We start from the raw sequence: 12,200 nt of genomic DNA, 5'->3' as shown, positions 1-12,200 counted from the left end.
CCCGATGCCCCGGCAATTGTTGCCGGCCCGGCAATTGTGCCCCGGTCATCGGACCGGGGCCTTCCCATTCAAGTCATTGATTTCCTGAGAATACCCGCATTGGCATAGCCCTTGCGACTGTCTCTTCCGACTGCGGCCATGGTCGACCGGCCGCCGAGATCGGATCTGGAGACAAAGTTATGGGTATCTTCGATGCAATGAACACCTCGGTGGGTGGCCTGCAGGCGCAGTCCTACGCGCTGCAGAACATTTCAGGCAACATCGCGAACTCATCCACCACCGGTTACAAGGGCATCGGCACCAGCTTCGTCGATCTCATCCCCGACGCCTCGGTCCCGAGCAAGCAGGTCGCGGGCGGTGTGACGGCCAACGCCAAGGCGACCATCACCACCCAGGGTACGATCTCGTCCTCCTCCGTCGCGACCAACATGGCGATCACCGGCGACGGCTTCTTCTCGATCCAGAAGGCGACTAACGTCGTCGACAACTTGCCGCAGTTCAGCGGCGTCACCTATTACACCCGCCGCGGCGACTTCCAGCTCAATTCCAACGGCAATCTCGTCAATGGCGCCGGCTACTATCTGATGGGCGTCACGGTCGACCCCAAGACCGGCAACCCGACCGGCAATGTGGCGTCCGTCCTGAAATTCCAGAACAACTTCATCCCGGCACAGGCGACAACCTCGATTCAGTACGCCGCGAACCTGCCGAGCGTGCCGAACACGGGGGCGAGCTCGACCGCGGCGAGCGGCACGCTGCTGGCGGCCGGCGGCCTGAACCCGTCCGATTTCGCCGCCAACCCGCTGATCGTCGGCTCGCCGCCGCCGCCCTATTCGAATGCGACGGTCTCCGGCGCGGCGGCCACCGGCAATCTGCGCTCGGCCTATACGGCGACGACCGCGACTGGCTCGGTGGCACTGCTGGACAGCGCTTCGGCGGTGGCAACTGGCAGCACGTCTCTCGATGCGGGCTTGGCCACGCATCTCAACACCAGCCTTCTCACCAACCTGGCCGGCAAGTCGTTGACGGTCAACGGCCAAACAATCAACTTCGACAACACCGTCTCGGGCGTTTCGACGGTTGCGGGCCCCCCGGCGGTCACTACGATTGGTCTGAAGTCGCCCACCAGCGCACTGATGTCGGATGTCCTCAGCGCGATCGCGTCTGGAGCCGGCGTTCCCGCCTCCAGCGTGACTATGAATGCCAGCGGCAACATCCAGATCACGACCAGCACCACGGCCGACGTGACGATCGGCGGCACTGCGGCAGGATTGCTCGGCGTCAGCAGCGTGACGCGCGGCGGTAACGTGCTGTCCACTCCCGCGATTACGAGTGGTACACAGCTCGGCGGCACCGCGACGCCCGGCGGGGCGGAAGTCCTCTCGACGCCCTTCGTGGTCGGCAACACGATCCAGGTCAACGGCACGGGAGCTGCCAATACGATCACCTTCGTGGCCTCCGGCGCTACCCCTCCGAACCAGATCAACATCACCGACTCCATAGCGACTCTGCTCAGCCAGATCGACACGCTCAGCGGTGCGAGCGGTTCTTCGATCAGCAACGGCGTGATCACCCTGAATACCGGTATCGCCAATCCCACCTTGACGGTGACGAGCCCCAACAACAGCAGCGCCTTCGCCGCGCTCGGCTTCACGTCGTCAATCTCCAAGAACCGCGGCGGTGGCGGCACTGCCGGCACCGGCGGCGTGATCGGCAACGATATCGCCACGTTCACCAAGGAATCGATCAGCGGCGGTGCGGTCACCGCCTACAACGCCGCGGGCACGCCGGTGAACCTGCAGCTGCGTTGGGCCAAGACCGACAGCGCCTCGCTGGGCACCGGCCATTCCGACACCTGGAACTTGTTCTACCAAACCGATCCGAATGCGACGGGCACGACGGTCGGCTGGGTCAACACCGGGCAGGCCTTCACCTTTGCCAGCGACGGCTCGCTGACCTCGCCGAGCGGATCGGGCATCACCATCAACAACGTCAGCGTCGGCGGCCAGTCGCTCGGCTCGGTCGCTTTCAACATGTCCTCGGGCGGGCTGACGCAATATGCCAGCACCAGCGGCGCGGTGACGATCAACACCATCACGCAGAACGGCTACGCCGCCGGTCAGCTCCGCTCGGTTGCCGTCAACAACAGCGGCCTCGTGGTCGGCACCTTCTCCAACGGCCAGAACCTCAACCTCGCCCAGGTGACGCTGTCGCACTTCAACGGCACCAATTACCTCAAGGCCCTCGACGGTGGCGCCTACGCCGCGACCGAACAGTCGGGCACAGCGATCGACGGCGCGTCGGGCAGCATCAGCGGCTCGTCGCTGGAAGGCTCGAACACCGACATCGCCGACGAATTCACCAAGCTGATCGTGACCCAGCAGGCCTATTCGGCCAACACCAAGGTGATCACGACAGCGAATTCGATGGTGCAGGATCTCTTGAACGTGTTGCGCTGATCGGCGCGTGACGTAACCAAAGGCGGCTAGTGATATGGGTTTGAGTTCAGCCCTCGCCAGTGCGATGAGCGGTCTGCGTGCCAACCAGGCCGCGCTCTCGATCGTCTCCTCGAACGTCGCCAACTCGCAGACGCCGGGTTACGTCGTCCAGAGGCCGAACCAGATCGAGGTCACCACCGGCGATTTCGGCTCGACGGCGATGACGACCGGCGTCAGCCGGGAGCTCGACACCTTTGTGCAGAACCAGCTGCGCACCGAGACCGGCGGCAGCGGTTACGCCGACCAGATGGCCAACATCCTGAAGCAGCTTCAGAGTGTCTACGGCACGCCCGGCAACAGCGGCACGCTCGAAACCGCGCTGAACAATTTTACCACGGCGTTGCAGGCGCTGTCGACCAGCGCGGGCTCGTCGTCGGCGCAGACGGTTGCCCTCGGCGCGGCGCAGGCCCTGGCCCAGCAGCTCAACGTGACCACCAAGGGCATCCAGTCGCTGCGCTCCAATGTCGAGCAGGACCTCGGCACCTCGGCACAGCAGGCCAACGCGGCGATGCAGCAGATCGCCGACATCAACACCAAGCTCCAGGGCCTGTCGGCCAACGATCCCTCGGCCGCGACGCTGATGGACCAGCGCGATCAGGCCATCAACACGCTGTCGAAATATGTCGACGTTCGCGTCACCACCGACGGTTCGAACCAGGCCAACATCTACACCACGACAGGCGTCCAGCTGGTCGGCGCCGGGCTCGCCTCGCAATTCACCTTTGCCTCCGCCGGCGCGCTGTCGGCGACCTCGCTCTACAACGCCGACCCGGCCAAGTCCGGCGTCGGCGCGCTCAACATCAAGCTGCCGAACGGCTCGCAGATCGACGTCGTCGCCAACAACGTGGTCTCCTCCGGCCAGATCGCGGCTGATCTCAAGTTGCGCGACCAGACGCTGGTGCAGGCGCAGAACCAGATCGACCAGCTCGCCGCCACGATGTCGAGCGCGCTGTCGGACAAGACCACGGCCGGCAGCACGGTCTCGGGCCCGCCGGCCGGATTCGATCTCGACCTTGCCGGTGCGCAGCCGGGCAATACGGTCAACATCACCTACAAAGACACGGCGACCAACACCCAGCGCCAGATCACGCTCGTCAACGTGACCGACCCGGCGGCGCTGCCGCTCCAGAACGCCACCAATGCCAACCCGATGCGGGTGGGCGTCAATTTCTCCGGCGGCATGAATGCGATCGCCGCTGCGCTCAACACCGCGCTCTCAGGCTCGCACCTGACGTTCTCCGCCGCTCCGTCGCCGGCGACGGCCACGACGCTGCGGGTGACCGATGACAATACCGGCCTTGCCCAGGTCAATTCGGCCTCGACCACCAAGACGATCTCGTCGCTGACCTCGGGCAGCCCGCAGCTGGCGGTGTTCACCGACGGCGGGCAGGCGCTCTACACCGGTGCGATCACCGCCTCGGGCTCGCAGATGACCGGCCTTGCCGGGCGCATCGCCGTGAACACGCAGCTGGTCAGCGATCCCACGCGGCTGTCCGTCTACAACACCTCGCCGGTGACGCCCGCCGGCGATACCACGCGCTCGGACTATCTCTATTCGCAGCTCACCAATGCGGTGTTTTCCTATTCGCCGACGACCGGCCTCGGCTCGGCGAACCAGCCCTTCACCGGCAGCGTCTCGAACTACCTCCAGCAGTTCCTGAGCATCCAGGCCAACGCCTCGACCCAGGCCACCCAGCTCCAGCAGGGCCAGAGCGTCGTGGTCTCGACGCTCCAGGCCAAGTTCGACTCGACCTCCAGCGTCAATCTGGACTCGGAGATGTCGAACCTGATCCAGCTCCAGAATGCCTATGCCGCCAACGCCCACGTCATGTCGGTGGTGCAGAGCATGATGAACACGTTGATCCAGGCTCAAGTGTAACCAGTACAGGGTTCTGAAAGATGTCGATCAGCAGCATTAACTACTCTTCGTCGGTCCTCGGCGCGCAGATCCGCAACATCAATCAGCAGCTCACCGACCTGTCGACGCAGCTCGCGACCGGCAAGCTGTCGCAGAACTATTCCGGGATGGGCACCAACGAGGGCTTTGCGATCGCCGGGCGCTCGCAGCTCTCCAACATCGCCGCCTATACCGACACGATCACGAACGTGAACGTGAACATCAACCTCGCCAATACCGCGCTCCAGTCGCTCACGACGATCCGCAACACGGTGCAGACCGGCTCCGCAAGCACCGCTCAGGATCTCAACGTCAACGGACAGACCGTCGCGCAGAACACGGCCGCTTCGCAGTTCAGCTCGATGGTCGGCGTTCTCAACACGCAGTCGGGCAACCGCTATCTGTTCTCCGGGACGGCGTTCAACACGCAGTCGGTTGCCAATGCCGGCGACATCATCAACGGCACGACCACGCAGGCGGGCTTCAAGACCGTCATGGCGGAACGCCAGGCCGCCGACCTCGGTGCCAACGGCATGGGACGGCTGGTGCAGACGCAGCCGACGCCGAGCTCGGTGCGGGTATCCGAGGACGTCGCCGGATCGCCGTTCGGAATGAAGATCGCGGCGGTATCCTCGACGCTGACGGGTGCGACGGTCACCGGCCCGAGCGGCTCGCCGGTGTCGTTCTCGGTCGATCTCAACGGCCTCAATCCGAACGACGGCGACAAGCTGAGCGTCCAGTTCACGCTGCCGGACGGCACCACCGGGCAGGTCGACCTGACCGCGTCCACGGCCACGCCGACGCCGATCGGCAGCTTCGCCATCGACGCGACGACCCCTGCCAACACGGCCGCGAACCTCAACACGGCATTGAACACCGCGATCACGAAGCTCGCCAACACTTCGCTTGTCGCGGCATCCGCGATCACGGCCGGCGACAATTTCTTCAACACCGCAAGCTCCGCGATCGGTGCGCCCGTCAACAACCAGGCGGCGCCACCGGCTCCAATCAGCGGAGCAACGGCGCTGTCCGGCGCGAGCCCCTCGAATTCGATCTCGCCGGGCTTCGCCGCCGGCGACACCATCACCGTGAACGGCACCACGCTGACCTTCGTCAATTCGGGCGCGACGGGCAACCAGCTCAATGTCGGCGACAGCATCCAGACGCTGATGAGCAAGATCGACCAGATCACGGGCACGTCGAAGCCGTCGACCGTGCATGGCGGCTCGATCACGATCAACACGGACGACGCGGCGAGCCTCAACATCACGACCTCGAACTCGGGCGCACTCAACGCGCTCGGTTTCGGCTCGACGCCGGTCACCGCGACGCAGCCGCCTTTGCGCGTCGGTTCTTCACCGGCGAGTTCGGCGACGACGCTGGTCAACGGCTCGGCCAATACCGTGAAATGGTACACCGGCAACGACGGGCCAGGCTCGCCGCGCTCCACGGCGATGGCGCGGGTCGATGATTCAGTCACGGTGCAATATGGCGCGCAGGCCGACGAGGACGCGATCCGGCAGCAATTGCAGGCGATCGCCGTGTTCGGGACGTTCTCGACCTCGCCGACCAGCCAGTATGCGGGCGGGCAGGTCTCCGCGTTGAGCCTGCGGGTGACACAGTCGCTGACGAAGCAGCCCGGCCAGCAGCACATCGAGGACATCCAGACGGACCTCGCGATGGCCCAGAACACGATGAAGGACGCAGGCACGCGCCAGACCCAGGCCAAGGCGCAGCTCCAGTCCATCATCGACCAGGCGGAATCGGCCTCGCCGGACCAGGTGGCGAGCGAGATCCTGTCGCTCCAGAACGCGCTTCAGGCGTCCTACCAGGTCACCTCGAACCTCTCGCAGCTCTCACTCGTCAAGTTCCTGTAACGGCGCATTAAGACGCCGTTAACCATGCCTCTTTACCTTTTGGTGAGGAGTTGAGCGGGGCGGGGGCCGTCGATGTCGGACAAGATGCAGCTTGTGGTGGCCACGCCGTGCTTCGGCGGGCAGGTCTCGAGCATTTATGCGAGCTCGATCTTCGCGCTCCAGCGCGCCGTGCACGGCATGTCCAATCTCGAGCTCAAGGTGCTCTTGCGCGACGGCGATGCGCTGATCACGCGCGCGCGGGCCAATCTGGCCGCGATGTTCCTCGACGATCCAAAGGCGACCCATTTCCTGTTCATCGACGCCGACATCGGCTTCAAGCCCGAGCAGGTGTTCCGGCTGATCGAATGCGGCGCGGATGTCGTCGCCGGCTGTTATCCGATCAAACGGGTCAACTGGGACAAGGCGAGGCGGGCGATCGAGTCCGGCCGCGCGGATGTGCCGGCGGCTGCGCTCGACTATGTGCTCGAGATCGAGGATCCCGACCGCATCGTGGTGGTCAACGGTTTTACCCGCGTGCGCTACGCCGGCACCGGCTTCCTGATGATCCGCCGCCACGTGCTGGAGGCGATGTGCCGCCACCCCAACTATGCCGGCCTGCAATTCGTCCGCGAGCATTCGCACGACACACTGGCGGCGAGCCAGAACCGCTTCGCGCTGTTCGAATGCATGATCGACCCGGCGACCGGGACGTATCTCTCTGAAGACTTTGCCTTCTGCAAGCGCTGGACCGACATCGGCGGCGAGATCTGGGCCGACATCGAGAGCTCGCTGGATCACGTCGGGCCGTCGGTGTTCCACGGCGACATCGCCTCGCAATTCGCAGCCGCGCCCGCGGCAGCTGCCGATGCGGCGTGAGCCTTCCGGGATGAGCGCCGGCGCATCCGGTCTGTCAGTCCCCGAGCGCACATTCGACGGCGGCTCGCGCTACCGCCTGCGCGATCTCTTCACACCATTGGACACGCTGCTCGTCTCCGGCGGAGATCCGCGGCTGGCGCTCGACGCTGGGGATCGCGTCAATGCCTATGGCTGTGCGGCCTCGCCGGAACCGGAGATCTGGAATTTCGCCTCCTCGACGGCATCGACGATCTCGCAACTCGCCTATGACCGCGCCGCGCTGGCACGCGAAGAGCTGATGCATAGGTGCCTGTTCGATGAGGTCGAGATCGCCTTCGATGCGCGCTGCGAGGACATGCGCGAGGAGTTGCGCGGCCATCTCCAGCTCTCGCCGCGCGTCGACGTCGTGTTCTCGCCGTCCGGGACGGATTCTCAGCTCCACGCCCTGTTCCTAGCGCGTGCGGTGCTCGGCGCGCCTCCAGTGACGATCGTGGTCGGCGCCGACCAGACCGGTAGCGGCACGGCCCATACCGCGCGCGGTCACCATTTCAGCTCCATGACGGCGAGCGGCCTTGCGGTCCGCAAGGACGGCGCGGTTGCCGGAATCGCTGGCGCCAGTGTGCCGTTGCCGCTGCTTCGGGCCGAGCCCGGGATCGCGATGCGCGGCGACACCGATGCCGCGGTGCTGGAGGCGATCGAAGCGACGATCGCGCAAGGTGCGCCCGTGCTGCTTCAGATCATGGATTCCTCGAAGCTCGGCTGGCGCGCGCCGAGCGTGGCCTGTCTCGACGAGATCGCGCGGCGCTGGCCGCGCAAGGTTCAGGTCGTCGTCGACGCCTGCCAGGCGCGGCTCGGCCGCCGCCGGCTGCGCTCCTATCTCGACCGCGGCTATATGGTGCTGATCACCGGCTCGAAATTCTTCGGCGGCCCTGCCTTCAGCGGCGCGCTGCTGGTGCCGAAAGGGTTTTCGCGGTCGCTCGACCGGATTGAGGGGATTGCGCCGGGCTTCTTCGACTATGCCGGCCGCTGCGATTGGCCGATGGCCTGGACGGCGCTGCGCTCACGCTTCGAGCGCCGGCCGAATTTCGGACAATGGCTGCGCTGGGAGGCGGCGCTCGCGGAGATCGGCAGCTACTACGCCGTGCCCGGAGCTTTCCGCGTCAGGGCGCTGGCCGAGCTTGCCGCCGGCATCGCCAGCATGATCGCGCTGTCGCCGTCGCTTCAACCCGTTCCAACGGCGACCGAGAAGACTGCCGGGGACGACGAGGAGTTCGCGCACGCCACGATCTTTCCGTTCATGCTTCTGCGCGACGGCAAGCCGGTCTCGATGGCCGAGACCGGCGCCGTCCATCGGGCGCTGCGGCGTGACATGAACGACGAGATCAGCGGCAGCGCGGCGGACCGGCAGGTCGCCGTCCAGCGCAGCCTGATCGGCCAGCCGGTCCGGCTGGAGCGGCAGGACGACGCGCCGCAGGCCGTGCTGCGCCTCTGCGTCGGGGCCCGGCTCGTGACCGAGGCCTGGTCGCCGGATATGGCGCAGGCGCAACGCAATGTGCAGCACCTGCTCGATCGCATCGCTCATGTCGTGGTGAAGATCGAGCTGCTGCTTGACCGCGGCGCAGCCGCAACCGCGCCGGAAAAGTCCGCCTTCGAGGTATGAGATGCAGCATCCAGTTTCCGCGCCGATCGGCGTGACCGTGCCGAACTATGCCGACCGCATCGGCTTTGCGCAGCTGACGCGCCAGGCCTTCGAAGGTGTCGATCTGCAGCCGCTGCGCGATGAGCTCGTCACGCGGATCACGGAAGGAGCAGCGCACGCGGGCGAAGGCCTTGACCTATCGCTGATCGTCCAGCTACTCGGCGACAAGGCGGCGGGGCTGGCGATCCAGTCGGAGGTGCTGACCTTCCATCAATTGTTTCGCACGCCCGCTGCGGCTCCGAAGCCCAGCTTGCGCGTGCTTGCGCTAGCGGCCGACATCGACATGGGCGGGAATACGCCGATCGATTTCCTGCTCGAGGGCTCCGACATCGAGCTGTTGACGCTCTATGTGGTCAAGGGCTCCGGTCTTCCGGAGAATTTGCCCGAGCACGACGTCGCCATCGTGATCGCATCCGATTCCGAGGAATGCCGGGAACCGCTCGCCCTGATCGAAAAGGCGGCGCCGCGCTGGCCGCGGCCGCTGCTCAATCGCCCCGATCTCATCGGCAACCTCGATCGCGACAAGCTGTATCGGCTACTGGCGGGCATCCCTGGTCTCGAGATTCCATCGACCATCCACGCGACGCGCGCGCAATTGACGGATCTCGCGCAGGGCCGGATCACTTGCGAGGACATCGCCGGCGAATTACGCTTTCCGATGATCGCGCGGCCGCGCGGCACGCATGCCGGTGTCGGGCTCGCGAAGCTCGACGATGCGCCGGCACTCGCGGCCTATCTCGCCGAGCGCGAGGAGCAGGATTTCTTCGTCGCGCGCTTCGTCGATTATGCGAGCCCCGACGGGCTCTACCGCAAATACCGTCTCGCCATGGTCGACGGCAAGCCCTACGCCTGCCACATGGCGATCGCCGATCGCTGGGACATCTGGTATCTCAACGCCTACATGGCGTTCAGTGAGGAGAAGCGGGCTGAAGAGGCCGTCTTCATGCTGGACTTCGACCACGCCTTCGCCGCGCGCCACAAGGCCGCGCTCGACGAGATGAGCCGGCGCGTCGGTCTCGATTATTTCATCGTGGATTGCGCCGAGAACCAGGACCGCGAGCTGCTGGTCTTCGAAGCCGACAACACCGCCGTCGTGCACAACATGGATTCGCCGGTCGTGTTTCCGTACAAGCCGCCGCAGATGCGCAAGATCTTTGCCGCGTTCACGGCGATGCTGTCGCGGCACGCAAGAGAGGGCAAGGCGAGCGCAGCATGAACGAGATCATCCGTAACGCGCATAGCTCCGTCGCGCAGGCTTCGCTCGATCCGCAGGACTGGAGCGAATTTCGCACGCTCGCCCATCGCATGCTTGACGAAGCGATCGACGGCATCGCCAATGTCCGCGCGCGGCCGGTGTGGCAGCCGATTCCCGACGGCATCCGCGCGGCATTGAAGGCCGACGTGCCGCGCGAGGCGAGCGACCTTGCCGATGTCTATCGCGAATTCGCCGAGCATGTCGCGCCCTATGCGACCGGCAACGTCCATCCCGGGTTCATGGGCTGGGTGCATGGCGGCGGCACCGCGGTCGGCATGCTCGCGGAGATGCTCGCGGCTGGCCTCAATGCCAATCTCGGCGGACGCGATCACATGCCGATCGAAGTCGAGCGCCAGATCGTCGCGTGGATGCGGCGCCTGTTCACTTTCCCGGAGAGTGCGAGCGGCATCTTCGTCACGGGTACGTCGATGGCCAATTTGATGGCGGTGCTGGTGGCGCGCACCGCTGCGCTCGGGACGCTGGCGCGGCAGCATGGCATCGGCAATGACGGCGCGCTGCTCACGGCCTACACGTCGCGGGCCGCGCATGGCTGTGTCTCCAGGGCGATGGACATCGCCGGGCTCGGCACCGATGCGCTGCGCAGGATCGATGTCGATGCCGATCATCGTATCGACGTCGCCGCGTTGCGCGCGCAGATCGCGATCGATCGCGAAGTCGGGTTCAAGCCGTTCCTGGTGGTCGCATCTGCCGGCACGGTGGATATCGGCGCGATCGACGACCTCAAGGCGATCGCTGAATTGTGCCGCGAGGAAGGAATCTGGTTTCACGTCGATGGCGCCTTCGGGGCGCTCGCGATCTTCTCGCCGGAGCTCGCGCCCATGCTCGGCGGCATCGAGCTCGCCGATTCCATTGCGCTCGACTTCCACAAATGGGGGCAGGTGCCCTACGATGCCGGCTTCCTGTTGGTCCGCGACGGCGAGCAGCACCGGCAGGCCTTTGCGCAGCCGGCGGCCTATCTGCGCCGCGAGGCGAGGGGGCTTGCGGCGGGCGCGGTCTGGCCCTGCGATCTCGGCCCCGACCTGTCGCGCGGCTTCCGCGCGCTGAAGACCTGGTTCACGCTGAAGACGTTCGGCACCGACCGGCTGGGTGCGGTGATCGCGCGAAGCTGCGCGCTGGCGAAATATCTGGAACGTGCTGGCCGAGCCGCGGCTGGAATTGCTGGCACCGGTGAACCTCAATATCGTCTGCTTCCGCTACCGCGTCGACGATGCGGTCAATCGCGAGATCGTCGCCGATGTCCAGGAGTCCGGCGTTGCGGCGCCCTCGAGCACGACGCTGGACGGCAGGTTCGCGATCCGCGCTGCCATCGTCAATCACCGTACCGACGAGACGGACATCGACGCGCTTGTTGCTGCCGTGCTGGAGTTCGGCGCGCGGCGGACCGGCGATGGTCTGATCGAGGTCGAGGCGCCGCCGCTGGCGGCGCAGTGACCAGGAACGCAGCTGAAACGACAACGGCCCCGGAGATGATCCGGGGCCGTTGTCGTTTGGGCAGGCTGATGCGTGCCGATCAGGCGGCCGAGCTGACGTCGCTCTTGGGATGCGTCGCTTGGTACTGGTCCCGCAGCTTCTCTTCATAGGCGATCAGCTTGCGGGCATCCTTCAGCGCCCGGTAGAGATCGCCGCTCATGATGTTGTTGTTGATGCTTTCGATGATCGGCCAGGCGCTCGGCACCGCAGTGACGATGTCGCGCACCAGGTTGAAGTAGGTGCCGTGCTGGCTCTGCGGATCCGGCGAGATGTACATGAGCTGGACCGCGAGATAGACGAGCTTGGCCGGCGTGTCGGCGGTCTCCGGCGTGAGGATGTCGCGCTCGCGCAGGATCGGCACGTTCTCGCCGTCGATCAGGAGGCGGGCGCGCTGGTCGGTGTTGGTGATCACCGAATTGCCGACGATGATGCGTTCGTGCGGTTTGAGCTCAACCTTGAGAGCCATGCCTGTTCTCCATCAACCCTTTTACAACGATCCGTCGCGGCGTTCGTGCGATGAGGGCGATCGTTCGTGATTTGGAGCCGATCCTTGCGCAACATGGTTAACAGGTCGTAAACGACGGCGCCGGGGACGGAAAATGCAACAATTTCAAGGCCGATAGCGGCATGTCCAGCCATCTGCCGCGGC

At 65.4% G+C, this 12,200-nt stretch carries 7 protein-coding genes and 1 pseudogene; 7 read left to right on the top strand and 1 reads right to left on the bottom strand.

Annotation, left to right across the window (positions count from 1 at the left end; all coding sequences use genetic code 11):
* Positions 1–179: 179 nt before the first annotated feature.
* From QJT78_RS17445 to QJT78_RS17415, 7 genes and pseudogenes are all read left to right on the top strand, one after another.
* The gene (locus QJT78_RS17445) at positions 180–2,459 is read left to right on the top strand and encodes a flagellar hook-basal body complex protein (RefSeq protein ID WP_028148531.1); all 2,280 of its coding nucleotides are present in this window, start codon (positions 180–182) and stop codon (positions 2,457–2,459) included.
* A gap of 34 nt (positions 2,460–2,493) precedes the next feature.
* Positions 2,494–4,377 carry a flagellar hook-associated protein FlgK gene (gene flgK, locus QJT78_RS17440; RefSeq protein ID WP_028148530.1) on the top strand — a complete coding sequence of 628 codons (1,884 nt, stop codon included), beginning with the start codon at positions 2,494–2,496 and terminating at the stop codon, positions 4,375–4,377.
* 20 nt (positions 4,378–4,397) lie between these two features.
* On the top strand, positions 4,398–6,272 hold the full coding sequence (locus QJT78_RS17435; RefSeq protein ID WP_028148529.1) for a flagellar protein: 1,875 nt from the start codon (positions 4,398–4,400) through the stop codon (positions 6,270–6,272).
* Positions 6,273–6,344: 72 nt separating this feature from the next.
* Positions 6,345–7,127, top strand: coding sequence for a hypothetical protein (locus QJT78_RS17430; RefSeq protein WP_028148528.1), 783 nt, complete (start codon positions 6,345–6,347; stop codon positions 7,125–7,127).
* On the top strand, positions 7,117–8,766 hold the full coding sequence (locus QJT78_RS17425) for a hypothetical protein (protein ID WP_212480623.1): 1,650 nt from the start codon (positions 7,117–7,119) through the stop codon (positions 8,764–8,766). The genes QJT78_RS17430 and QJT78_RS17425 overlap by 11 nt, the downstream gene beginning before the upstream one ends.
* Position 8,767: 1 nt before the next feature.
* Complete coding sequence (locus QJT78_RS17420; RefSeq protein ID WP_028148526.1) at positions 8,768–10,021, top strand: hypothetical protein; 1,254 nt, start codon at positions 8,768–8,770, stop codon at positions 10,019–10,021.
* Positions 10,018–11,512: pseudogene (locus QJT78_RS17415) on the top strand (aspartate aminotransferase family protein). Before QJT78_RS17420 ends, QJT78_RS17415 begins: the two are co-directional and overlap by 4 nt.
* Before the next feature lie 79 nt (positions 11,513–11,591).
* On the opposite strand, the gene flbT reads toward QJT78_RS17415, so the two are convergent.
* Positions 11,592–12,017 (bottom strand): flagellar biosynthesis repressor FlbT, encoded by a 426-nt coding sequence (gene flbT / locus QJT78_RS17410; protein ID WP_028148524.1) that lies wholly within the window; start codon positions 12,015–12,017, stop codon positions 11,592–11,594.
* Between the last annotated feature and the right edge of the window lie 183 nt (positions 12,018–12,200).

Source organism: Bradyrhizobium sp. Mp27 (assembly GCF_029953005.1).
GTDB classification, from domain to species: Bacteria; Pseudomonadota; Alphaproteobacteria; order Rhizobiales; family Xanthobacteraceae; genus Bradyrhizobium; species Bradyrhizobium barranii.
Note: the sequence above shows the minus strand (reverse complement) of the source record. Positions and strands in the feature narration are given on the sequence as shown.